This window comes from Brotonthovivens ammoniilytica, assembly GCF_025566885.1.
Lineage (GTDB): Bacteria > Bacillota > Clostridia > Lachnospirales > Lachnospiraceae > Brotonthovivens > Brotonthovivens ammoniilytica.
On the sequence record NZ_JAOQJQ010000002.1, the window covers coordinates 146,958 to 170,810 of the forward strand.

The 23,853-nt window shown below is 41.8% G+C and carries 22 protein-coding genes; 16 read left to right on the top strand and 6 right to left on the bottom strand.

The window, feature by feature from the left end:
- Window positions 1-82 precede the first annotated feature (82 nt).
- The 3 genes from OCV88_RS05130 to mobB all read right to left on the bottom strand — a co-directional run bounded on the left by OCV88_RS05130 (window position 83) and on the right by mobB (window position 2,808).
- Window positions 83-586, bottom strand: a complete 504-nt coding sequence (locus OCV88_RS05130; protein WP_158424508.1) for a hypothetical protein — start codon at window positions 584-586, stop codon at window positions 83-85.
- A gap of 39 nt (window positions 587-625) precedes the next feature.
- Window positions 626-1,348: an MFS transporter gene (locus OCV88_RS05135; RefSeq protein WP_158424509.1), complete on the bottom strand. Its 723-nt coding sequence runs from the start codon at window positions 1,346-1,348 to the stop codon at window positions 626-628.
- Window positions 1,349-1,665: 317 nt separating this feature from the next.
- Window positions 1,666-2,808, bottom strand: a complete 1,143-nt coding sequence (gene mobB / locus OCV88_RS05140; protein ID WP_262590759.1) for a molybdopterin-guanine dinucleotide biosynthesis protein B — start codon at window positions 2,806-2,808, stop codon at window positions 1,666-1,668.
- Between the two features lie 140 nt (window positions 2,809-2,948).
- On the opposite strand from mobB, the gene OCV88_RS05145 reads away from it, so the two are divergent.
- The 6 genes from OCV88_RS05145 to rsmI all read left to right on the top strand — a co-directional run bounded on the left by OCV88_RS05145 (window position 2,949) and on the right by rsmI (window position 8,558).
- Window positions 2,949-4,379, top strand: a complete 1,431-nt coding sequence (locus OCV88_RS05145) for an aminotransferase class I/II-fold pyridoxal phosphate-dependent enzyme (protein WP_158424511.1) — start codon at window positions 2,949-2,951, stop codon at window positions 4,377-4,379.
- Window positions 4,380-4,452: 73 nt separating this feature from the next.
- Complete coding sequence (locus tag OCV88_RS05150) at window positions 4,453-5,043, top strand: nucleoside/nucleotide kinase family protein (protein WP_158424512.1); 591 nt, start codon at window positions 4,453-4,455, stop codon at window positions 5,041-5,043.
- Between the two features lies 1 nt (window position 5,044).
- Window positions 5,045-6,043: a DNA polymerase III subunit delta' gene (holB, locus tag OCV88_RS05155; RefSeq protein ID WP_158424513.1), complete on the top strand. Its 999-nt coding sequence runs from the start codon at window positions 5,045-5,047 to the stop codon at window positions 6,041-6,043.
- Window positions 6,040-6,951 (top strand): PSP1 domain-containing protein, encoded by a 912-nt coding sequence (locus OCV88_RS05160; protein ID WP_158424514.1) that lies wholly within the window; start codon window positions 6,040-6,042, stop codon window positions 6,949-6,951. The genes holB and OCV88_RS05160 overlap by 4 nt, the downstream gene beginning before the upstream one ends.
- 4 nt (window positions 6,952-6,955) lie before the next feature.
- Window positions 6,956-7,693: a tRNA1(Val) (adenine(37)-N6)-methyltransferase gene (locus OCV88_RS05165; protein WP_158424515.1), complete on the top strand. Its 738-nt coding sequence runs from the start codon at window positions 6,956-6,958 to the stop codon at window positions 7,691-7,693.
- 16 nt (window positions 7,694-7,709) lie between these two features.
- On the top strand, window positions 7,710-8,558 hold the full coding sequence (gene rsmI / locus OCV88_RS05170) for a 16S rRNA (cytidine(1402)-2'-O)-methyltransferase (RefSeq protein WP_158424978.1): 849 nt from the start codon (window positions 7,710-7,712) through the stop codon (window positions 8,556-8,558).
- A gap of 53 nt (window positions 8,559-8,611) precedes the next feature.
- Here rsmI and OCV88_RS05175 read toward each other — a convergent pair whose 3' ends face one another.
- Window positions 8,612-10,396: a DUF885 domain-containing protein gene (locus tag OCV88_RS05175; RefSeq protein WP_262590760.1), complete on the bottom strand. Its 1,785-nt coding sequence runs from the start codon at window positions 10,394-10,396 to the stop codon at window positions 8,612-8,614.
- Window positions 10,397-10,459: 63 nt separating this feature from the next.
- The gene (locus OCV88_RS05180) at window positions 10,460-10,903 is read right to left on the bottom strand and encodes a MarR family winged helix-turn-helix transcriptional regulator (RefSeq protein ID WP_262590761.1); all 444 of its coding nucleotides are present in this window, start codon (window positions 10,901-10,903) and stop codon (window positions 10,460-10,462) included.
- A gap of 185 nt (window positions 10,904-11,088) precedes the next feature.
- Between OCV88_RS05180 and OCV88_RS05185 the strand changes: the two genes are divergently transcribed.
- The 3 genes from OCV88_RS05185 to cysK all read left to right on the top strand — a co-directional run bounded on the left by OCV88_RS05185 (window position 11,089) and on the right by cysK (window position 13,210).
- Window positions 11,089-11,682 (top strand): nucleoside recognition domain-containing protein, encoded by a 594-nt coding sequence (locus OCV88_RS05185; protein WP_158424517.1) that lies wholly within the window; start codon window positions 11,089-11,091, stop codon window positions 11,680-11,682.
- On the top strand, window positions 11,675-12,205 hold the full coding sequence (locus OCV88_RS05190; RefSeq protein ID WP_158424518.1) for a spore maturation protein: 531 nt from the start codon (window positions 11,675-11,677) through the stop codon (window positions 12,203-12,205). Before OCV88_RS05185 ends, OCV88_RS05190 begins: the two co-directional genes overlap by 8 nt.
- A 78-nt stretch (window positions 12,206-12,283) precedes the next feature.
- Window positions 12,284-13,210, top strand: coding sequence for a cysteine synthase A (gene cysK / locus OCV88_RS05195; protein WP_158424519.1), 927 nt, complete (start codon window positions 12,284-12,286; stop codon window positions 13,208-13,210).
- A 230-nt stretch (window positions 13,211-13,440) separates the two neighbouring features.
- Here the strand turns inward: cysK and OCV88_RS05200 are convergent, their stop codons facing one another.
- Window positions 13,441-15,609 carry an LTA synthase family protein gene (locus OCV88_RS05200; protein ID WP_158424520.1) on the bottom strand — a complete coding sequence of 723 codons (2,169 nt, stop codon included), beginning with the start codon at window positions 15,607-15,609 and terminating at the stop codon, window positions 13,441-13,443.
- A 591-nt stretch (window positions 15,610-16,200) separates the two neighbouring features.
- Between OCV88_RS05200 and OCV88_RS05205 the strand changes: the two genes are divergently transcribed.
- From OCV88_RS05205 to mobT, 7 genes are all read left to right on the top strand, one after another.
- Window positions 16,201-19,251, top strand: coding sequence for an SrtB-anchored collagen-binding adhesin (locus OCV88_RS05205; protein ID WP_158424521.1), 3,051 nt, complete (start codon window positions 16,201-16,203; stop codon window positions 19,249-19,251).
- Window positions 19,252-19,479: 228 nt separating this feature from the next.
- Complete coding sequence (locus OCV88_RS05210; protein WP_022619051.1) at window positions 19,480-19,803, top strand: YdcP family protein; 324 nt, start codon at window positions 19,480-19,482, stop codon at window positions 19,801-19,803.
- Between the two features lie 13 nt (window positions 19,804-19,816).
- Window positions 19,817-20,203 carry a YdcP family protein gene (locus tag OCV88_RS05215; RefSeq protein WP_158424522.1) on the top strand — a complete coding sequence of 129 codons (387 nt, stop codon included), beginning with the start codon at window positions 19,817-19,819 and terminating at the stop codon, window positions 20,201-20,203.
- Window positions 20,204-20,341: 138 nt separating this feature from the next.
- Window positions 20,342-20,509 (top strand): hypothetical protein, encoded by a 168-nt coding sequence (locus tag OCV88_RS05220; RefSeq protein WP_262590763.1) that lies wholly within the window; start codon window positions 20,342-20,344, stop codon window positions 20,507-20,509.
- 106 nt (window positions 20,510-20,615) lie between these two features.
- Window positions 20,616-22,007, top strand: a complete 1,392-nt coding sequence (locus OCV88_RS05225; protein ID WP_158424523.1) for an FtsK/SpoIIIE domain-containing protein — start codon at window positions 20,616-20,618, stop codon at window positions 22,005-22,007.
- Window positions 22,004-22,408: a hypothetical protein gene (locus OCV88_RS05230; protein WP_158424524.1), complete on the top strand. Its 405-nt coding sequence runs from the start codon at window positions 22,004-22,006 to the stop codon at window positions 22,406-22,408. Before OCV88_RS05225 ends, OCV88_RS05230 begins: the two co-directional genes overlap by 4 nt.
- Window positions 22,409-22,653: 245 nt before the next feature.
- Window positions 22,654-23,853, top strand: a complete 1,200-nt coding sequence (mobT, locus tag OCV88_RS05235; RefSeq protein ID WP_158424525.1) for a MobT family relaxase — start codon at window positions 22,654-22,656, stop codon at window positions 23,851-23,853.

Below are 23,853 nucleotides of genomic sequence, written 5' to 3' on the forward strand. Positions count from 1 at the left end.
GCTGCAGGGGATAGGGGATATGAAAAGCAAAAAAACGGGACGGATTCAAAAGAATCGGTCCCGTTTTTTCATAGAACATTGATTATCTTACATCTTTGTCAATTGGTTTTACTTTCAGCGCCATCATAGCAAGCAGACCACAAATAGCCATAACAAACATAACTTTGTATGCGCTCATGTAGTTGAAGTTTGTACCTACAATACCAACAACTGTAATTCCGATACCAGTCATAACAGAGTTTAACGGCTGAATAACACGGAATGCATTCTGGAAATCGTAACGTCCCCAGATAGCGGATGTACAGGAAACCATCATATTAGAAGAACCGCCAAGCATAATACCAAGCAGCGGAAGTGCAACATAATGAAGTGCGTGTACGTCTGTCAGGTTGAACAGTACGGCAACAACTGCAAGAATATTTACAATAATACCTGCAAATTTTGTTCCAAATTTTGCATCCAGGAAACCAACAAACATAGAACCCGGGATAGCTACAATACCTGCGATTGCAAGCATACCGAGAATTTCATTCATCTGGTATCCCTGTTCCATAAATTTACCAACAAAGTTGGACATGATACCCATGGAAAGGAATCCGCCGATACCTACTGCAATCCAGAGAATTCACATCCGTCCGCTTGCAAGACATTTGCCTACGGTCCATTTAGATGTTTTTAAGTATTCAAGGTTTGCTTTATGTTCTTTTTCAGCAGCTTCAAAATCAAAATCTTTGTCATTATCCGGATAAGCATGTTTCTCTTCCGGGAAATCTTTTACAAAAGCAAAGATAATAATTCCGGCTGCTAATGCAATAATAGCGATGAATATGTAAAAAGAGCTGATACCCATTTTACTTACAAATGCGCCGCAGACAGCTGTTGTAGTTGCTGCTGAGAGCGGATAACCTGCTGTACAGATACCCATGGCCACACCACGTTTTTTCGGGAACCAGTAAGCTAGTACCTGAGAACTTAAAAGCATTGCGCATGCTAATGTTAAAGTATAGCATACAAGATAGCCAACAGCATAAATTGTTACATTTGTAGCCTGTGACCAGATTACAGAAAATACAGCTACTAAAATCATGGATACAGCCCATGTTTTGCTTGCGGTTTTCAGACTCATAATCTTACCAAGAATGATAGAACCGATAATACCACAGATTGTGGCGATGGTGGACATAGAATACAGAACATTTGTATTCAGACCCATTTTTCCGAAAACGCCGATTGTAACGTTTAAGGAATCGGATGTTAATGCTGAGTACACATAGCAGGAAACGAATGCCAGTATAACGATGACGTAGCCTTTAGCACCCAGATTAAACGAATTAGATTTCTTACCCATAAAAGACCTCCTATAAAAAAAATAATAAAATTAGAATATATTTTATTAAAAAAATATAAACTACAAGAAGTATTATATTTTATGCATAATACACTGTCAAGAAAAAAAGTGTATTTTTTACAAAATTCTTAATAAAATCTATCGTAATACAAGGAATTAAAAAAATAAATCTAACAAACATACATGAAAAGAAGGAAAATTTTGTTGAAATTATACAAAAAACAAGATGAAAAGATTTAGTGAAAACAAAAGAGACATCAAAATTGTCCAATTGATGTCTCTAATGTGAGAAACAAGGGATTAAAGATCTGCTTAATTTAAAACGGTTTTTCCTTTATATACTGCATAAGAAACGGCACAATTTTTCCCGGTTCATTTAAAGGAAAGACCGGAAGATCTGTTTCAAATGGAAAATCACAGACAACTCCAAGGAGATTTTCCGGATTTGACGTCAGGGTTTCATTATAGCCCTTTCTCAGCAGTTCTATTTTTGGCATATTCTCCAGTTTATATCCTTCGGTTAAAATAAAGTCTACCTGCTTGATTTTGGACATTAGAAACTTTAAATCCGGATTTTCAGCGGGATGAGTAAAAATAGCGGCAGTCTGATCCCTGGAAGTCAATATCATGTGGTCAGCGCCTGCCTGTGTCAGGCGATAACTGTCTTTGCCTGGTTTATCCATTTGAAATCCATGGGCGTCATGTTTTAAAACTGCAATTTTCAGGCCCTGTTTTTTTAACAGAGGAATCAGTTTTTCCAGATAGGTGGTTTTGCCGGTTCCGGACTTTGCTGTAAAAGATAAGGCCGGTATTTTACATTTTTTTTCAGTTCCTGTAAACTGTACGGGAAAACTGCCGGGCGATTTTTGCGCAAGCATTTGGAGACCCAGATAATAGGAATATGGATTATTCATATTGAAAAACTGTTCTTCTTTATGAAAGGTCTCATAAATATGGGGCCCAAAACGGTCAAAAATTCCCCGGAGGGCGTACCGTTTACTCTGTATCAGCTCATTGACTGCGGGCAGAACAGATTTTGTATATGCGCCCTGGAGAGGCTGTATTTCCCCCGCTGGATTTCTTAGAAGACAGATTGCATATTCCGGATGCTCTGATAATTCTTCGCAGAGGTCCAAAGCCAGCTCAGGAGAGGAAAATGGAGTATCCACTGCATTAAAGTAAATAATATCCTCAGGAATCTGCATCAGACAGCTGTAGAGGCCCCCTATGGGTCCAATACCTGGATACAGATCGGGGATTTCCCTGCATCCGCAGTAAGCGCTGTAATCAAAAGATTTGTCCTGCTTATCCTGAACTGAGATATAGATATGCTCAAAGCAGGAGCGAAATCGTTTAATTTGATAGTTTAATAGTGAATCTGTGCCAAAGGGCAGAAATGCTTTATCAGTACCCATGCGGGAGCTTTTGCCGCCGCACAGGATAACAAGTGCTTTTGTCATAAGAACCTCCATTCTTTTTTGTTTTCATTATTAATTAAAAAAATGATGTATTTGTTCCTGATTATACTATAATATGTAAAAAGCGGACAACTATAAAACGTCATTGTCCCAGCAAAAGTTATGAAAGTGTAAAAACAAAGATGAAAGAAAATTATCTGGATCAAAAATTGTATCAGTATGAAAAAGAAAATATTTATCCCTTCCATATGCCCGGCCACAAGCGTGTGGATATGGGGATTTTGCATCCTGAAAAGATAGATATTACAGAAATTGACGGATTTGACAATCTCCATCATGCGGAAGGAATTCTTGATGAGGCCCAGAACCGGACGGCAGATATTTTTGGTGCGGATTGCAGTTATTTTCTTGTAAACGGAAGTACGGCAGGACTTCTGACAGCTATCTGTGCCGCAGTGGAAAGAGGAGATAAGATTCTGGTGGCAAGGAACTGTCATAAGGCGGTTTATCACGGGATATTTCTGCATCAGCTAAAGGCGGAATATGTTTACCCGGAATATACAAAAGCCGGGATACAGGGCAGTATAAGTCCGGAAAAAATAAAAGAAAAACTAAACAGCCATCCGGATATTGCAGCTGTACTGATTACTTCCCCTACATATGACGGGGTTATTTCAGATATCAAAAAGATTAGTGAGATAGTTCATGAAAAGGGCATTCCATTAATTGTAGATGAAGCTCACGGAGCTCATTTTGGATTTTCCAAGGGCTTTCCCCAAAAAGCGTTGGCAAAAGGTGCAGATCTGGTAATAGAAAGTCTTCACAAAACCCTGCCTTCTTATACACAGACGGCGGTACTTCATGTAAAGGGAAAGCGGGTATCCGGCAGAAAAATCAGGGAGTATCTGGGAATTTTTCAGACCAGTTCACCGTCTTATATTTTTATGGCAGGCATAGACCGGTTGAACCGGATTTTAACAGAAAAGAAAAAGGAATTGTTTGAGGCTTTTGAGCAGCGCCTGCAGGAATTTTATAAAGATATGAAGAAGCTTAGCTGTCTGGAAGTACTGCAGAGCCAGCATCAGAAGGGAATTTTTGGACGGGATTTTTCAAAAATTGTGATATTTTCATGGGGGGCAGGGCTCAGCGGCCGGCATCTGTCTGAAATTCTGTTAGAAAAATACCGATTGCAGCTGGAGATGGCATCGGGGCATTATGCGACCGCTCTGACAAGTATCTGCGATACAGAAGAAGGTTTTAGGCGGCTTAAACAGGCATTGACGGCGCTGGATAAAGCATTTTTGGCCCATAGGAAACCGGTATCTCCTACAAATATGACAGTATCTGACTGCCGGCTGTACCGGGAGCTTCCCCGTGCCATGGAATTATATAAAGCAAAAGAATCAGCAGTAAGAGAAATAGAGCTGGACTGTGCACCTGGAGCCGTATCTGCAGAATTTATTTATCTTTATCCCCCGGGGATTCCGCTGGCTGTACCGGGAGAAGTTTTGACAGAAGAGCTGATCAGAAATATCCGGTTATTGAAAGAGGAAGGATTTGCAGTTCAGGGAATGGATGACAAATCAGGAAAGAGAATTAACATTGTGATTTAGGAACAGTTATATTATACTGAAGATGCCGGTTTGTGCCGGCGGCCTGTTTAATAACAGGAAGTTAGGAGACAGCATGGGCAAAGTATTTTGTTTAATGGGAAAGAGTGCATCCGGGAAAGATACCATATATAAAGAGTTGTTAAAACCCGCTGATTTAAAACTCAAATGTGTAGTTCCATATACAACCAGACCAATTCGTATGGGAGAAACGGAAGGTAAGGATTATTTTTTCTGTGATGAGCAGTATGTCCGGCAGATGGAAAAGGAAGGACATATCATTGAGCTGCGGGCCTATGAGACGGTTCATGGCGTATGGAAATATTTTACGGCAGATGACGGACAGATTGATTTAAAAAGTCCGTTTCATTATCTGATGATCGGTACTCTGGAGGCCTATACTAAAATAAGAGATTATTTTGGAAAAGAGTACGTGATTCCCCTTTACATTGATCTGGATGACGGGGTACGTCTTCAGAGAGCTCTTGACAGGGAAATGCAGCAGATACAGCCAAGGTATGCGGAAATGTGCCGCCGTTTTCTGGCGGATGAAAAAGACTTTTCTGATGAAAATAGAAAGACGGCGGGAATCCTGGTAACATTTGAGAATCAGTCGTTGAAAGATACCGTAAAAGAGATTTCTGAATATATAAAAGGAGTTTGCTGATATGCCGGGATTTTCAGAAATTATAGGACACGAACAGATTATTGATCATCTGCAGAATGCCATACGTTTAAACAAGGTATCTCATGCGTATATTTTAAACGGAGCCGAACGCTCCGGGAAAATGATGCTGGCGGAGGCCTTTGCCACAGCGCTGCAGTGTGAACAGCAGACGGCGGAACCCTGTCTGAAATGTCGTTCCTGCAGACAGGCGGAAGGGAAGAACCATCCGGATATTATTTATCTGACCCATGAGAAGCCAAATACCATATCTGTGGACGATGTCAGGAAGCAGATTAATGATTCTGTCACGGTGAAGCCATACAGTGCACAGTCAAAGTATAAGGTATATATTATAGACGAAGCTGAAAAAATGAATGAGCAGGCGCAAAATGCCCTGCTTAAGACCATAGAGGAACCGCCCTCTTATGTGGTGATTTTGCTGCTGACAACCAATGCTGACAGTTTTTTACAGACAATTCGTTCCCGGTGTGTTAGATTGAATCTGAAAGCAGTTTCAGATGAAAAAATTCACAGAATGCTGATGAAAAAATACCAGGTAGTAGATTACAAGGCGGATGTATGCACGGCATTCGCCCAGGGAAATGTAGGAAAGGCTGTAATGCTGGCCGGCTCCTCTGATTTTAATGAATTGAAGGACAAGACTGTCTGGCTGGTGCGCAAGATCGGTGAAATAGAAGTTTACGATCTGATGGAAGAGGTTAAAGCCATCGGCGGTTTTTCGCGGATGGATGATTTTTTTGATCTGCTTATGATGTGGTACAGGGATGTGCTGTTTTATAAGGCTTCAGGTACAGAACAGGGAATTATTTTTAAAGAGCAGATACATGAAATAGCAAGGCAGGCAGAAAGGAGCTCTTATCAGGGTTTGAATGACATCTTAAATATGATTGAACAGACAAGGAAAAGACTGCGTTCTAATGTCAATCAGGATATATCCCTGGAGCTTTTACTGATTAACATAAAGGAGAATATAGAATGATAAAAGTTGTAGGAGTGCGCTTTAGAAAGGCAGGGAAGATTTATTATTTCGACCCAAAAGAAATGGATATGAAGGAAGGAGACCATGTAATCGTTGAGACTGCCCGGGGAGTGGAATATGGAACAGTGATGACAGCCCCGAAAGGAGTAACAGATGATCAGGTGGTTCAGCCTTTAAAACCGGTAATACGTACAGCCACACCGGAAGATGATAGAATTGAGGAAAAAAACAGAGAAAAAGAAAAACAGGCTTATAAAATCTGTCAGGAAAAAATCCGGAAACACGGACTGGAGATGAAGCTGGTGGAAGCAGAGTATACCTTTGATAATAATAAGCTTTTATTTTATTTTACCGCAGATGGAAGGATTGATTTCAGGGAGCTGGTAAAGGATTTAGCGGCTGTATTCCGGACCAGAATTGAGCTGCGTCAGATCGGCGTCCGGGATGAAACAAAGATTCTTGGAGGAATCGGAATCTGTGGAAGACCATTATGCTGTCATACATTTCTGTCTGAGTTTGCACCGGTATCCATAAAAATGGCCAAGGAACAGAATTTATCCTTAAATCCCACCAAAATTTCCGGCGTCTGCGGCAGATTGATGTGCTGTTTGAAAAATGAAGAGGAAACATACGAATATTTAAACAGCCGGCTTCCCAATGTGGGCGACCGTGTAACAACAATAGATAATCTGAAAGGTGAAGTCCAGAGTGTAAATGTACTGCGCCAGCGGGTGAAAGTTATAGTGGAGACCGGGGATGAGAAAGAAATCCGTGAATATTGTGTCAATCAGCTGAAATTCCGCCCGAAACGAAAAAAAGAAAATCAGAAACTGAGCAGAGCAGAGATGAAAGAACTGGCAGCTCTGGAAGATAAGGACAACAAATCAAAGCTGAATGATAACCATTAGGCCTATGGATACAATACTGAAAGAGAATGAGAGACTAGACGAGCTTCACAGAAACGGGTACTGGATCATCCAAAATCCGGAAAAGTTCTGCTTTGGCATGGATGCCGTGCTGCTGTCTGGTTTTGCAAAGGTAAAAGCAGGTGAGTGTGCTGTTGACCTGGGTACTGGTACAGGAATTATTCCGATTCTGCTGGAGGCCAAGACCGAAGGGAAACATTTTACCGGACTGGAAATACAGGCGGAGAGTGCGGATATGGCAAGGCGAAGTGCGGCCATAAATCATCTGGAGGCTAAAATAGATATTGTAGAGGGGGATATTAAGGAAGCATCCTCCCTTCTGGGAGCCGGTAAATTTGATGTGGTGACAAGTAATCCGCCGTATATGACAGCCAGCCACGGACTAACCAATGCAGGGGAAGCAAAAAAAATTGCCCGGCATGAAATTTTGTGCACATTAGAGGATGTAATCCGGGAGGGGGCACGACTTCTGCGCCCCGGCGGAAGATTTTATATGGTGCACAGGCCCTTTAGGCTGGCGGAGATTATATCACTGATGGTGGCCTGCCATGTGGAGCCAAAACGTATGCGTCTGGTGTATCCATACGCAGACCGGGAACCGAATATGGTGCTGTTAGAGGGACTTAGAGGCGGCAGGCCCCGGATGACAGTGGAAAAACCACTGATAGTTTACCGGGAACCGGGAAAGTATACAGATGAAATTTATGACATATACGGATATTAACAGGCAGGATATTATTATGCAGGGAAAGTTATTTTTGTGTGCAACTCCAATTGGAAATCTGGAGGATATTACACTCAGAGTACTGAAAACGCTGAAGGAAGTTGATCTGATTGCGGCGGAGGATACAAGAAATTCCATTCATTTGCTGAATCATTTTGATATTAAGACACCTATGACCAGCTATCATGAGTACAACAAAATAGAAAAAGCTCATGAGCTTGCGGGAAAAATCCGGTCCGGGATGAATATTGCTCTGATTACAGATGCAGGTACGCCGGGTATATCCGATCCGGGAGAAGAACTTGTAAGAATCTGTACAGAGCAGGGAATTGAGGTGACATCTCTGCCGGGGCCGGCAGCCTGTATCACGGCACTGACGGTATCTGGTCTGCCAACCAGAAGATTTTGTTTTGAAGCATTTCTTCCAAAAGAGAAAAAAGAGCGCCAGCGGATTCTTGAAGAGCTGGTAAATGAGACCCGGACGATTATTCTTTATGAGGCGCCCCATCATTTGCTGAAAACCCTGGAGGAGCTGCTAAAATCATTAGGCGACAGAAAAGCAACTGTCTGCCGGGAATTAACGAAACGATTTGAAACGGTTTTCCAAACAACACTGTCCCAGGCGGTTTTGTATTACCGGGAATCGGGTGTCCGGGGAGAGTGTGTAATTGTAATAAAAGGCAGAGATCCCCTGGAGCTGCAGCAGATAAAGCAGCAGTCCTGGGAATCGGTGCCTTTAAAGGAGCATATGAATCAGTATATCAGCCAGGGCCTGGATCGAAAGGAAGCCATGAAAAAAGTGGCAAGAGACCGTGGTGTAGGAAAGAGGGAAATATACCAGCAGCTATTAGAGGAAGGAATTTAGCCTGTAGCCTGAAAAAACCGGATGTTAGAGTGATGGGCAGGTATTACCGGACCTTAAGAGCGGGCAGCCTCATAGTATTGGGGAAGATATTTTTTTATAATTGAAAACGGAGCAGGGCCGATTTTTAGAACGGCCTCATGAAATGCGGAGATGTCAAAGGCATCCCCGTATTTTTTTTCGGCATAATCCCTCAGTTCCAGAAATTCCAGATAGCCCCCATAATATTTCAAATAGTTGGCAGGAGTTTCCACAATATATTCGTATATTTCCTTCAGTGTCTCACTGTCTGAAAAACCGTAGGCACCAAAGAACTGTGTGGTGTCTTTTAATGTCCAGCCGTCATAGTGTATGCCAAAGTCAGCAGAGGCATAGAGACTTAAGATAATAGACTGCTCCAGCTGCAGATATTCTGCTGCTTCTTTTGGGAGGCCCGCATATTTATAAGAATACAATTCTGCGTAGGTGGCCCAGCCTTCAATATATCCTGGATAATTCATCAGGTGGCGGAACAGGTTTTTCTCATGATTATTAAAGTAAACTGTCTGGAACAGGTGTCCAGGATAGCCCTCATGAGCAATGGTAGTAAATAAGGTAACCTGGTCGGTTTTAGACTTTTGATTTATGTAGATGGCATTATTTGTTACTTCGTCAATTGGGACAGTCAGATAAAAGGCGGGAGCCAGATATTCCTGCAGGGATGGATCAACATTTTTAACCGTTGCTTTAATATTTTCATTAAGAACCGGAAAATCTTCTTTGATTGTCTGTGCCAGTGACTTAAGCATTTCTTCAGGCGTATTTAAAGAAATCTGGACATTTTGAAGATCTGATGCCAGAGACTGGTTTTTTTCCAGTAAAGCCTGAAGCTGTGTCAGATCTTTAGCTCTCTGATCTGAGACTGCACTCTGAAACTCTTCCACGCTTTTGTCAGAACCGGTGGAGGCATAAACCAGGTAAGAATAATATTCCTTTCCATGTTCATAGTTACAAAGACCGCCCTGGTTTTTTCCTGTTCCCTGAAGCTCCAGCAAAGCTAAAGATAATTGCTGAAATGCGGGAAACACTTTCTGCTTTAACAGCTGGCGGTTCTGGTTTTCATATTCTTTTATTTTTTCTGAGGAAAGAGATAAGCTTTTCAACCGGTTTTTAAAAGTTTCAACCAGAAAATGGGAATCCAAATCAGCGGTCATTGCCTGGCATTGGGCGATAATCACCTCCGAGGAATAGTCGGGCATAAAAAGTCCTGCCTGGGACTTATGGGTTTCATATTGTATTACCTCATTAAAATAGTCAGGGACCAGTTTCAAAAGATTTAAGTAATCAATGATATCCTGTTCATCATAAAATGAGTATTCGGCCAGCAGAATAGGAAGCTCTGACTGTATGCCGCCGGCAGGAGAAAGAATTTCAGGATAGTAGGGGAAGGTGTCCTCAGCGATCTGTGTCTGCAGTGCATCCTGCATAATCTCGTAATCTATCTGCTGCTCCAGAGTAAGAGAGTCTTTTGAAAAATGATCTAGAGCAAATAGTATATTTTCCGCTTCTGCCGGAGCAGTACTGTTTTCAGGAAGGGAAATGTGCCCCAGTGAAACAGGGGTGTCTGTAATGCCCATGTTTTCGGGGTGGGCTAAGGTATAGTGCAGGGTAATGGTGCTTGCGCAGACTTGCTGTAAAAAAAGCTGTTCCGTGTAGGTCTGGAAGTCCTGAGATGATGTATCCTGAATGTCCTTACTTCTTTTTAAGCCGCATCCGGAAAGCAGCAGGCAGAAACACAAAAGAAATACAGACAGGAAAACAAAAGTTTTGCGGTGTTTGTAAGAAAAATGATATTCAGACATAAAAAAATCCTGTAGTGATTTCATATTAAGAATATGAGCTCTCTACAGGAAAAATGTATGAATTTATTTATTTTGATAGGTTTTAAAAAATGTACAGAGATTAGAAAGGGCCTTTACTAGAACCTCGGTTTCTTCCAGATTTAATCCCTCCAGGGTGGCTTTTATCATTTCATCATGGAACTTTTTATGATGCAGGTAGGCGGATTTTCCTTTGGCTGTCAGGGAAATCAGCACAACTCTGCGGTCTTTTTCACTGCGGTTTCTGCGTACATATGATTTTTTTACCAGATTATTAACCGCAATGGTCAGTGTTCCCACTGTTACAGACAGATCTTTGGCAACGGATGACATATTCCGGCCGCCCTCAAGACCAATAGCTTCTATGACATGCATATCATTATTGGTGATATCTTTAAATTCTTCAGTTATTACCGCTTTCTCTTCAATGTGCATAATGTCATTGAATAATGTAACTAAAATTTCATTAAATGTATTATATGAGTCCAAATCAGACCTCCGTAAAATCAATCAGGGTGCGCTAATATTGGCGTACTATTTGCAATTATTATAGCTTATTTTCTGAATACAGACAAGTAGTTTGATTATCAAATTATTTGAAAGTATAGGGAATTTTTAGGTAACAGATAAAAGGAAGCGGCATATACTAGTAAAAAATGTCTGGAGTACATAGAATGTTAAACTTTTTATGGGCATTTATGATTTTGATCGGAATTATATATGCGGCGCTGCAGGGAAATCTAGCGGCGGTGACAGATGCGGCTCTGGAATCTGCCGGGGAGGCGGTAACTCTTTGTATTACAATGGCGGGAGTAATGGCTTTCTGGGTGGGGATGATGCGAATTGCGGAAAATGGAGGGCTGCTCCGGGCGGCGGCTAAAAGGCTCAGGCCGTTTCTTCGATTTTTATTTCCCGATATACCAAAAGATCATCCGGCCAATCAGGCCATTGCCGTCAACTGTATTGCCAACATTTTTGGCCTTGGATGGGCGGCAACGCCGGCGGGACTGGACGCAATGAAAAAGATGCAGCAGTTAAATACCCAAAATCCTCAAAGAGCCAGCAATTCCATGTGTACATTTCTGGTTTTAAATATTTCTTCTCTTCAGTTGATACCGGTAAACATTATCGCATACCGCAGCCAGTATGGCTCTGTTAATCCCACGTCTATTGTGGGAATGGCTATTGTGGCTACCATGGTGTCAACAGCAGCCGGAATTGTTTTTGCCAAGATCATGTGTCTGACGGAAAGGAAGCGCCATGTCTAGTATACTGATGTTTTTCTCAGAAGCGCTGATTCCTCTGATTATACTGGTGGTAATCTTATCCGGGCTTATGGCAAAACGTAATATCTATGAGGACTTTGTAGATGGAGCCAAAGAGGGAATACTGACAGCCGCAAAGATACTGCCAACGCTGGCGGGACTTATGATTGGAGTAGGAATTCTGCGCGCTTCCGGTTTTTTGGATCTTGTAACAAATGCTATTGCAGGCATTACGGACTTGATTCACTTTCCTTCACAGCTGGTGCCTCTGGCGGTTGTCAAAATGTTTTCCTCCTCTGCAGCCACCGGACTTTTGCTGGACCTGTATCAGCAGTACGGTACAGATTCCAGGCTGGGGGTCACAGCTTCTCTTATGATGAGCAGTACCGAAACGATTTTTTATACGATGAGCATTTATTTTATGTCTGTTAAGATAAAGAAAACAAGATGGACATTTGCAGGTGCACTGATTGCCAGTCTGGCAGGAATTGCCGCCAGCACCTGGCTGGGACTTTTGGAACAGTAAAACATTGTTGAGTTTTCGGGAAATTCATTGTATACTGATTCGATATAGAGAGAATTTTGTAAAAAGAGAGGTAAAAAGGTGATACATAACAACATACTGGAAGCAATCGGGCATACGCCAATGATTCGCCTTGAAAAAATGAATCATCCGGAGAATGCGGAAGTGCTTGTAAAGTTTGAAGGATTAAATGTGGGAGGTTCCATCAAAACCAGAACAGCATTTAATATGATTGAAAAGGCCGAACAGCAGGGACTGATTCATGAAAATACAATCATTGTGGAGCCAACCAGCGGCAATCAGGGGATTGGCCTTGCTTTGGTTGGAGCAGTCAAAGGATACCGGACGATTATTGTTATGCCGGATTCTGTCAGCGAAGAGCGCAGAAAGCTGGTAGAGCATTATGGAGCAGAAGTGATTTTAATTCATGATGCGGGAAATATAGGAGAGTGTATCGAGCAGTGTCTTCAGACGGCATTAAAAATGGCGGAAGAAAATCCTGATGTATACGTACCACAGCAGTTTCAGAATCAGGCGAATCCTATGGTACACCGGCATCACACCGGGCTTGAGATTCTTGAGCAGGTTGCCGGACCCATTGATGGATTCTGTTCAGGTATCGGAACTGGAGGAACCATTACCGGAATAGGAGAGGTATTAAAAGCACAGAACCCGGATATTGTAATCTGGGCTGTTGAGCCGGAGAATGCGGCGATTCTCGCAGGAGGAACTGTGGGAACACATCTGCAGATGGGAATCGGAGACGGCGTTATCCCTGATATTTTAAATCAGAAGATTTATGAAGATATTTATATCGTATCTGACGAGGAGGCTATAAATACCGCTAAAGATCTGGCAAGAAAAGAAGGAATAATGTGCGGCATTTCTAGTGGAACCAATGTGGCCGCAGCATTAAAGCTGGCGGCAAAGCTGGGAAAAGGAAAGACGGTTGTGACAATTCTGCCGGATACGGCAGAACGGTACTTTTCTACACCGCTATTTGAATAAAATTTGTAATCTGAAGAACTGCAATAAAAAAGCGTTTTCCTGAACCGGCTCAGGAAAACGCTTTTTTACTCTATAGGAAACACTGTGTTGTGATAAAGCTGAAAAGTACCAATTCCTATAGAGAAAAAAACGCTCAGCTGTGGAGCGCACTGCGGCGGAATGGAGTCATGTCACAAAAGCGACCCGCCGCAGGCGGAGAATGTGCTTTGCACATTCTTTTTTAGTAAAAATTATTGGGATGTTTTATCCTCATTCAAATAAAACTGGCTGTTATCTTTATTTTCTGTATCAATAAGGTTGTTGTACTCAATTCTGCTATATACATTAAGAAGATCACTGTAGTCAGAGGTTTCATCGTGAGAGTAATAGTTTCCTTCAGAATCCATATAGCCAACAGTATCTATTACGGGAAGCTTCTGATACATGGAAGCAAGAAATTTATTGTAGTCGGTCAGTTCCAGGCCGGCTGTCTGTAAAAGCAGGGTGGACAGGTAGTTTGCACTCATTTTTTCAACTGTGGCTTCCGGAATGTCGTAATTTGCCCAGATAACAAATGGAGTTGCATAGCGGGCCTGTTCATTTTCCTTAGACAGATCATTCAGACTGCTTCCTAACAGTTCTTCATAGAATTCATCTTCAATAGAAGGAAGATGATCGCCAAACATACAGATAATGGTAGGTTCATCCACATTGCTGAAATATTCTACAAGAGACTTAAAGGCATCATCAGATTTCTTTACCAGTGAAAGGTACCGGTTGGCCATGGGATAAGTCTGGGAAAGATTTGTAGCATATATTTCCTGAAGGAAATTGGAATAGCCAACGGAATAACCGCCATGATTCTGCATGGTAACATTAAACAGGAAAAAGGGTTTCGAGCTGTCCCGTTCTTCATACATGTCTTCTACCATCTTATAGTCATATTCATCACTGATAAAACGGCGGAGCAGCATATTCTCATCCGGATAAGCCTGCTTTAACAGGTTCTCGTATTCTGTAACATCATTATTCTGTTTGTAGGTATCCAGTATATTATTATCAATAAAATCTTCAATAGCAGTATACTTATCAAATCCAAGATAATCATAAACTTCGGTGCGGTTCCAGCCGTCTTTGTAATAAGGATGGAAGGCCTGTTTGGAATAACCAAGACTTCCCAGGGTAGATACCAGCGAAGACTGATTGGTTTTAATATAGGACTGATATACGTTGCAGCCAGCAGGAAGGCTTGAAATAGAGTTGCCGGTTAAGAACTCAAATTCAGAATTGCTGGTTCCGGCGCCGAAAACCGGCATATATAGATTTCCTTTAATAGTATTTTCTGTCAGGCTGTGAATAAAAGGCATATAATCTTCATTTGTTTCAAGGTCTCCCAGATTTCCAAGATCAGCAAATGATTCATTCATAATGCATATAATATTTGGTTTTTTTTCTGTATTTGAAGCCTGATAATCATTTTTTCCGGTTAAGAGATTGGTAGAGGTCTCACTGTCTGCCAAAATACCGGCGTCTTCCATTACTCCATCAATCAGCTCGCTTGTCTGAGACGCCTGATAGTTTGAAGGTTTGGATACATGCAGATATTTGGTATTCAGGCAGAAGTTGAAAAAGGAACCGGTATTGTAATATCCCCGGGTCTGATTCCAGAAATCCGGTTTATAACCTGCGTTGGCAGGAAAATCTGTAAAGAAAAAGGTTGCCAGCAAAACAGCGAGAAATCCACTGGGAAGCAATTTACAGAAAATTTTAAATTTCAGTTTTTGTGGCTTGATATTTTTAATCTTTCTGTTAACCAAATAGGTCAGGAAAAAAAGGATAGAACCTAGTATCAGATTCCAGGATAAATTATAGGAATATCCGTCGGCGACACTTAATCCGGTTTTAAAACTTAGAAGATCCATTGGTATAAATGGAGTGCCTCTGAAGCTTTCAATAAAATAGTTCAGAAGTCCCCATATGTATAATGGAATATTAACCAGGAGTCCTACCATATGGTAACGGCCGGTAAACAGATAAAATAAAAGGTAAAAACAAAGAATCGTAAGATAATTTGCAAAAAAAGTCTGAGGAGAGAAATCATAAATAAATTTTCCATTCAGGCTTTCTACCATTTGTAAAGAAATAATAGGCATAAGGAAAAACAGTAATGTATTTGCCGGTTTCTGCCAGCGTTCCGGAAGTCTGATTTTTGTCACAATCAAAAGTCCCGCAACCGGTGCGCAGATTAATGAGATAACAAATAATGCAATGCCCTTGTTAAGTTCCAGATCGGAATTTAAAAATAAATTATTATTAGCTAATACAAAAATCAACATAAATGCCGTAATTGCCGCTGCCAGAAGGCGTACTTTTTTTCCGGAAAAAATAATTTCAATATTTTTAATTTTAATCGTTTTCATGATTCTTACCTTATTAATTGTGTTTTGTTTCTATGTGTCAGTTGCAATTTTATTCAGGAAATAGTCAAATTTCCATAATTTTTAACAATCAGTGAAAAGAACAAACGCCTGATCATGCATTTTGTCCTTAACTTATAAACGCAGATCGAAATGCGATCTGTGTCTGGTCTGTGAAAAGTCTAATATAAAAATATGTAAAATTTATGATCATTTCCTTAATATATATCTAAAATAAAAAAAAAGAAACCCCTAAAATAAAATAAGAACACATTTTTAATAATATTTCATACTTAAAAATGAATATAAAATTTTTAATTTATTTCAACTATCTGTCCAGACCATTGATTTTACGGCATATTCAAGGACTTAACACTATTAAAATACTACCAAATTACTACTACGGATTGAGCTTTGATATAAGAGATTGTCCGAGATATGCAGACTTACAGTAAAAACACATCAGTATTGAAACAAGAAAAATTGAATGATTGATAGACTATGGAACGCCTAAAATGACGTTCCTTTTCTATTTTCAGCCGTTCCGAGTGGACGGCTATTTTATTACCCAAAATGAAAGGAGCATTACGAATTATGAAAAAGATATTCAAGCGATTATGTACGGGTTTCTTAGCCTTTGCAACTATCGCTACCGCTTTGCCAACTACTGCTGTTCATGCAGAAAGCAAACAATACTGGACTGAATCGCAAGAGCGTGTCGGTATCGTTGAAAAAGTAATGAATGACGGTTCTATCGGTTCAACCTTTAATGAGGGACATTTGACCGTTGAGGGCGAGGACGCATACTGTATTGATATTAACACGGACTTTAAAAATGGCTATAAGACCAGAGCTGACGCAAGCACACGCATGAGTACCGACCAGATAGCCGACGTTGCCTTATCTATTGAATATGTCAAACAATACACAGCCAGTCACAGCGGTTTAAGCAGTAATCACGCTTACCTTTTAAGACAGTTGGTTGTCTGGCAAAGATTGAGCGTACATCTTGGCTGGCAGTGCGATAACGTGCGAGCTTCCTATGATGAAATTCCAAAGGCAACGCAGGACGAAGTATTCGCAGGAGCAAAAGCCTTTGTCAAAGAGAATAAAGGACGCTATGAATGTGGCGGTTATATCTACTCTGGCGAGGGGCAGGAATTGGGACAGTTCTGGGCGAACCTTAATGTAGGAAATGCCACCTTACAAAAGCGTTCCACCAACACCAGCATTACAGACGGCAACGGCAATTATTCAATCGCTGGTGCGACGTATGGTGTCTTTTCTGATAAGGACTGCAAAGAACAGCTTGCCACCCTTACGACAGATAGCAACGGTAATACCGAAACCGTAGAAGTCAAGGCTGGCACAGTCTATATCAAGGAATTATCTGCACCGACTGGCTATAAGGTAGATACTACCGTGTATTCTTTAAAGGTTGAAGCAGGAAAAACAGCCACTTTAAAAGTAGCTGATACACCAAAAGTAACCGATACCTTGATTGAACTTTTCAAGATTGATATGGAAACACAGAAAAGCAATCCGCAGGGCGACGCTACCTTAGAGGGTGCAGAGTTCACATGGAAGTATTACGCTGGTTACTACAACAAAGATAATCTCCCTGCTGACCCAACTCGCACATGGACGACAAAGACAATCGCTGAAAAAGACAGCGACGGTACAATCCATTATGTTACCCGTTTAGCCGACGCTTACAAAGTAGCTGGCGACAGCTTCTATAAACAAGACGGGAAAGCCGTACTTCCACTTGGAACACTGACCGTAGAAGAAGTGAAAAGTCCGACAGGTTATTTGTTAGACGGTGCATATATGCAGGCAAACGGCAGTGAAGAACAAATCAAAGGAATGTATCTAACACAGATTACCGAGGACGGCGACCTTGCCGTACTGACTGGAAGCAATCAGTTCCATGTATCAGACAAGGTTATCCGTGGCGGTGTCAAAATCCAGAAACGTGATTTAGAAACCAAAGATACCAAAGCACAAGGCGGAGCTACCTTGAAAGATACTGCCTTTGAAATCATTTCCTTAAATGACAATGCCGTATTGGTTGAGGGCAAGTTATACAAGAAAAATGAAGTCGTAAAGACCATTCATACGGACATTGAGGGTGTAGCTTCTACTTCTGCTGATTTATTGCCACATGGGAAATACCGTATCGAAGAAAGCGAAGCACCAGAGGGCTACCTAACCGACGGTGCAAAAGCGATTGAGTTTACAATCACAGAGAATGGAAAAATCGTGGATTTAACCGACGAAGCCCATTCTATTTATAATCAGATGAAACGTGGCGACTTAGAGGGCGTGAAGATTGGAGCAGGCACGCACAAGCGTCTTGCTGATGTTCCGTTCAGGATCACAAGCAAGACGACGGGCGAAAGCCATATTGTCGTAACGGACGACAACGGGCAGTTCTCTACATCTTCTGACTGGGCTTCCCACAAGCACAATACCAACGAGGGCAAGACCAGCGAGAACGGTGTATGGTTTGGCACTTCTGAACCAGACGACAGCAAAGGTGCGTTATTATATGATACCTACATCATTGAAGAATTACGCTCTGACAGCAACAAGGGATTTACTCTTATCCCACCGTTTGAGATTGTGATTTCCAGAAACAAAGTAACCGTTGATTTAGGAACATTGACTGACGAATACGAAAAGGAAATCTCAATCCATACCACAGCGACCAGCAAGGACGGTGAAAAGTCAATCATTGCAGGCAAAGAGGTAACAATCATTGATACGGTCAAATTAGACGGGCTTACAAAAGGTACAAAGTATCAGTTGAAAGGCTGGCAGATGATTAAGGACGAAAATGCCGAACTTATCATTGACGGCAAGCGTGTAGAAAATGACTATACCTTTATTGCTGATGATGAAGAAATGAAAGTTGAAATTGGCTATACATTCAATGCTTCTGCTTTAGGTGGCAAGAACCTTGTAACCTTTGAAGAATTATACGACCTTTCCGATAAGGACGAGCCTATCAAGGTGGCAGAACACAAGGACATTGAGGACGACGGGCAAACGGTATTGATTACCGAGCGTATCATCAAGATACATACAACTGCGACCTTTGAGGACGGCAAGAAAGAAATTGAAGCCGACAAAGACGTAACGATTATTGATACCGTTACTTTAGAGGGCTTGGAAGTCGGCACAAAGTATCAGCTTGTGGGCTGGCAGATGTTACAAGAAGAAAATGCAGAGCTTATCATTGACGGCAAACGTGTAGAAAATGACTATACCTTTACCGCTGACAGTGAAAACATGGAAGTACAGATTGTCTTTACATTCGACGCTTCCGAGCTTGGCGGAAAACAGCTTGTAACCTTTGAAGAATTATATGATGTAAGCAATCCAGACGAACCGAAAAAGGTTACGGAGCATAAGGACATTGAGGATAAAGGACAGACGGTAACAATCAAGGAAATACCAGAAGTTCCCGAAGAACCAGAGAAGCCAGAAACACCAACAACACCCGATACACCAACCAGAACGGACAGTCCCAAAACGGGCGACAGCACTAATCTTATGGCATTTATCGTGATGTTGATTGCTTCTGCTGGCGGTCTTGCAGGGACATACTTCTACAAACGCCGTCGTATGAAAAAATCATAAGGCGGTAACTGTATGAGAAAAGAAAAACCACGCTCTCCGCCGTTACCGTGTCGGCAGACTTCCGCTTATTCTGGCTTGTCTGCCTACGACCTGCAAGAACACGGATAGTCAAGGGTGCGTAAGCATTTATTTACCCTTTACTATCTGGGGGCTTGCGGGTATTTCCCATAACGCCAGAATAAGAACCTATCACAATTAAAAACAAAGAAAGAAACGAGGTAAAACACTATGGAATTAAAATATGTTGTGCCGAACATGGAAAAGACATTCGGCAATTTGGAATTTGCAGGAGAAAGCAAGATTGAACAACAGCGTGTGAATGGTCGCTATGTTCCTATCACCAGAAGCTACAACTTGTATTCCGACGTACAGAGAGCTGATGATATTATCGTAACCATTCCTGCGAAAGCTGGCGAAAAGCACTTCAAGCCAGAGCAGAAAATCAAATTGATTAACCCACGCATTACCGCAGAGGGCTACAATATCCGTGGGCGTGGCTTTACAAACTATATCTTACTGGCTGATGATATGTTGCCAGTGGAAAGTAAATAAGGGGGTATTCATTATGAGATTAGCAAATGGAATTGTATTAGATAAGGAAAAGACATTCGGCGTGTTGAAGTTCTCTGCCCTTAGACATGAGGTGCGTATGGAAAATGAGGACGGCACGACAAGCGAAGAAATCAAACGCAGAACCTACGATTTAAAATGCAGTGTGCAGGAACGCATGATACAAGTATCTATTCCTGCTGATGTAGCCGTCAAGGACTATCCCTACAATGCCGAGGTGGAGCTTATCAATCCCGTAGCCGATACGGTAGCAAACGCCAACTTTAGAGGGGCTGATGTAGACTGGTACATTAAGGCTGATGATATTATCTTGAAGAACAAAGGCAACCAGCCAGCAGGAAATCCACAGAACAACAATCCGCAGGGACAACCGAGAAAATAGGTAATAGGCTAAATTTTTATTGTAGTGAATATGAAGAAATCGGCGAATTAGAAGTTGTAAATAGGAATACCATATTGATTTTAGCAGGAAAACTATGGTAAAATTGCAATGAAAAATTATATTGAGGAGGTGGCTAAAATGTTCAATTTAGTCTATAAATCAGTTGTTGTAGAATGTTCTACTGGTGTAGAAGATTTAGCGAAGGCTATTGAGAAAAAAGCCGAAGAAATGCTGAATAAAGGATATAAGTTAATAACTATGTCAATGGTAGGAACAGATAAAGCTATATTAGTATTTAAGATTTAAAACACTCTCAACTTACAGTTTATCTACAACTTCATATTTCACAGTAATTAGCAGTTAGTCTTAGGATTGACTGCTTTTTTCATACCTAGAAAGGAGCGATTGATTTATGAAAATGATTTTGAACAAAGGACACCGTATCAGAGCCAGTGACAAAAGCCTTGTGTACCGCTTTTCAATGGGTACGCTTCTGTTTCTGTTCGTAGCGGTTATCCTGCTACTGAATATGAAACAACTTATGCGTACCGATTGGGAGCAGTTCAGCTTGTTAGATAATGGGCTGACACTCTCCCCTTACAACTTCATAACCATACTGATAGCGACTGGTGTTTGTGCATTGGTCGCTTTTCTGTATTACCGCTTTTGTTATGACCGTTTCAAACAGTTGTTGCACCGTCAAAAGCTGGCACGAATGATACTGGAAAACAAGTGGTATGAAGCCGATACCGTCAAGGACAGCGGTTTTTTCACTGACCTGCAAGGCAGATCAAGGGAAAAAATCGTCTGGTTTCCAAAAATCTATTATCAGATGAATACGGGACTGCTTCATATCCGCTGTGAGATTACATTAGGAAAGTATCAAGACCAGCTCCTGCGGTTAGAGGATAAGCTGGAAAGCGGTTTGTACTGTGAGCTGACCGACAAGACCTTACACGACGGCTATATCGAGTACACGCTTTTATATGACATGATAGCGAACCGTATTTCCATTGAGGAAGTCAAGGCAGAAAATGGCTGTCTTAGACTGATGAAAAATCTTGTCTGGGAATATGACGCACTTCCTCACGCTCTGATAGCTGGTGGTACGGGTGGCGGTAAAACTTACTTTTTGCTGACGCTCATTGAAGCACTATTGCAGACCAACGCCGAGCTTTACATCTTAGACCCGAAGAATAGCGACCTTGCCGACTTGGGAACGGTTATGCCGAATGTGTATCACACCAAAGAAGAAATGATTGATTGCGTCAATGCCTTTTATGACGGCATGGTGGCACGAAGCGAAGAAATGAAACAGCACCCGAAGTACAAGACGGGCGAGAACTACGCCTACTTGGGACTACCGCCCTGCTTTTTAATCTTTGATGAATATGTGGCATTTTTTGAAATGCTGGCAACAAAGGAAAGCATGAGCTTGCTTAGCCAGCTAAAGAAAATCGTGATGTTGGGACGGCAAGCTGGTTATTTCCTTATTGTCGCTTGTCAAAGACCAGACGCAAAATATTTTTCAGACGGGATAAGGGATAACTTCAACTTCCGTGTGGGGCTTGGTCGTATCAGTGAACTTGGGTATGGTATGCTCTTTGGTTCAGATGTAAAGAAACAATTCTTTCAGAAGCGTATCAAAGGGCGTGGCTACTGTGATGTGGGGACAAGCGTAATCAGCGAGTTTTACACTCCCCTTGTCCCTAAAGGGCATGATTTTTTACAGACAATCGGCAAGCTTGCCGAACAAAGACAAGCCGTGCCAGAACAACAAGAAAAGGAGAATGAAAGACTATGAGTTATTTAGAAATGAAATTAAGAAATGAAGAAAACAAAACCAGCACAAACGGGATATGCCTAAACTTTGGCAAATTCCTTGCCGACTTGGAGTTTTCCACAGATACGGAATATTACAAATGGGACGAATATCCGATTGAACGCTATCACGAAAAAATGAGCGAAGTATTGGAAAAGATAGACCATAAGAAGCAAAAATTACCGTTATTGATTTCTATTTCGCTTGACGAGGAAATGGCTTTTTTAAGCAGTACGCTTTCTTATCAGTTCATCATCATGGATAAGCCTATGTTCATGCGTATGGAGCATGAGTATGAGCTTGACAAGGAAGCCCTAGAAATATGCAGAAACGAAGATATGGACTGCATTGCAATATATATGGGTATGTCCGTATGCGAATAACCGAAACGGCAGGAACGGTCAGCGAAGCGTACAAGACCGTGTATGCCGTTGCTGGTGTGGCGTCAGCCACGCCAGCAGACATTAGCCCCTCATATCTAACAGAGGGGCACAATTACGCTGGAAACTGGTTCAAAAACCTTTGAAAGTCCGCTAGGAATAAGGGTTTGTACCATTTTCAGCCGTTTGTGATAATCGCTTGAAATTATCACAAAATCATAAAAATATCACGATTGGGGGTATGACAACTGAATGATACTGATTTTCTGAACGCCTTGAAAGCTAAACGCAGTGATTACGGCGTATCGCAGACAAGGCTTGCAATCATGGCTGGTATCAGCCGTGAACATCTAAGCCGTATCGAAGCTGGAAAAGTCAATCTGACAAAGGAAATGCAGGAGAAGCTACTGGACGCTGTGGAAAGGTTCAATCCCGACGCTCCTATGTTTTTGCTCTTTGATTATGTGCGTATCCGATTTCCCACGCTGGATATACAGCACGTTATCAAGGACATATTAAAGCTGAACATCAGCTATATGCTTCATGAAGATTTCGGACATTACAAGTACACCGAGCATTACTATATCGGGGACGTGTTCGTTTATACTTCACAAGACAAGGAAAAAGGTGTCCTGCTGGAACTGAAAGGCAAAGGCTGTCGTCAGTTTGAAAGCTACCTGCTGGCACAGGAGCGAAGCTGGTATGACTTCTTCATGGACGCACTGGTTGAGGGCGGTGTGATGAAACGCCTTGACCTTGCAATCAATGACAGAACGGGCTTATTAGATATTCCAGAGCTAATAGAGAAATGCAAGAATGAGGAATGTATTTCTAAATTCCGTTCTTTCAAGAGCTATGGTTCTGGCGAGCTGGTAAAGCACAACGAAGCCAACAAGGACGGCATGGGACATACGCTTTACATTGGTTCATTTACCAGTGAGGTCTACTTCTGTGTCTATGAAAAGAATTATGAACAATCCTCAAAATTGGGAATACCCATTGAGGAAGTCCCGATTAAAAACCGATTTGAGATACGTTTGAAAAATGAGCGTGCCTACTATGCCGTGAGAGAACTGCTGACCCACTACGACGCAGAGCTGACGGCATTTTCTATTATCAATCAGTATATCCGTTTCGCCGATAAGGAAGCAAACAAGCGAAAAAGCGATTGGAAAACAAATGCACGCTGGTCTTGGTTCATTGGCGAGGGACGACCGCCCGTGAAGCTGACGACAAAGCCAGAGCCTTACACATTGCAACGGACGCTGAACTGGCTACAAAGGCAGGTTGCTCCGACCTTGAAAATGCTGAAACAGATAGACGCAGGCAATCAGACCGACTATCTCAAGACCATTGAACAGCAGGCAAAGCTGACGGATAAGCATAAGCAGATAGTCAAGCAACAGACGGCTTCGGTGGACGAACTGATAGAACAAGAAAAGGAGTGA

Coding starts and splice junctions, on each gene's coding strand:
- OCV88_RS05130 (WP_158424508.1), bottom strand. CDS start 586: ATGGGTATCATGTCCAACTTTGTTGGTAAATTTATGGAACAGGGATAC.
- OCV88_RS05135 (WP_158424509.1), bottom strand. CDS start 1,348: ATGGGTAAGAAATCTAATTCGTTTAATCTGGGTGCTAAAGGCTACGTC.
- mobB (WP_262590759.1), bottom strand. CDS start 2,808: ATGACAAAAGCACTTGTTATCCTGTGCGGCGGCAAAAGCTCCCGCATG.
- OCV88_RS05145 (WP_158424511.1), top strand. CDS start 2,949: ATGAAAGAAAATTATCTGGATCAAAAATTGTATCAGTATGAAAAAGAA.
- OCV88_RS05150 (WP_158424512.1), top strand. CDS start 4,453: ATGGGCAAAGTATTTTGTTTAATGGGAAAGAGTGCATCCGGGAAAGAT.
- holB (WP_158424513.1), top strand. CDS start 5,045: ATGCCGGGATTTTCAGAAATTATAGGACACGAACAGATTATTGATCAT.
- OCV88_RS05160 (WP_158424514.1), top strand. CDS start 6,040: ATGATAAAAGTTGTAGGAGTGCGCTTTAGAAAGGCAGGGAAGATTTAT.
- OCV88_RS05165 (WP_158424515.1), top strand. CDS start 6,956: ATGGATACAATACTGAAAGAGAATGAGAGACTAGACGAGCTTCACAGA.
- rsmI (WP_158424978.1), top strand. CDS start 7,710: ATGCAGGGAAAGTTATTTTTGTGTGCAACTCCAATTGGAAATCTGGAG.
- OCV88_RS05175 (WP_262590760.1), bottom strand. CDS start 10,396: ATGTCTGAATATCATTTTTCTTACAAACACCGCAAAACTTTTGTTTTC.
- OCV88_RS05185 (WP_158424517.1), top strand. CDS start 11,089: ATGTTAAACTTTTTATGGGCATTTATGATTTTGATCGGAATTATATAT.
- OCV88_RS05190 (WP_158424518.1), top strand. CDS start 11,675: ATGTCTAGTATACTGATGTTTTTCTCAGAAGCGCTGATTCCTCTGATT.
- OCV88_RS05200 (WP_158424520.1), bottom strand. CDS start 15,609: ATGAAAACGATTAAAATTAAAAATATTGAAATTATTTTTTCCGGAAAA.
- OCV88_RS05205 (WP_158424521.1), top strand. CDS start 16,201: ATGAAAAAGATATTCAAGCGATTATGTACGGGTTTCTTAGCCTTTGCA.
- OCV88_RS05210 (WP_022619051.1), top strand. CDS start 19,480: ATGGAATTAAAATATGTTGTGCCGAACATGGAAAAGACATTCGGCAAT.
- OCV88_RS05215 (WP_158424522.1), top strand. CDS start 19,817: ATGAGATTAGCAAATGGAATTGTATTAGATAAGGAAAAGACATTCGGC.
- OCV88_RS05220 (WP_262590763.1), top strand. CDS start 20,342: ATGTTCAATTTAGTCTATAAATCAGTTGTTGTAGAATGTTCTACTGGT.
- OCV88_RS05225 (WP_158424523.1), top strand. CDS start 20,616: ATGAAAATGATTTTGAACAAAGGACACCGTATCAGAGCCAGTGACAAA.
- OCV88_RS05230 (WP_158424524.1), top strand. CDS start 22,004: ATGAGTTATTTAGAAATGAAATTAAGAAATGAAGAAAACAAAACCAGC.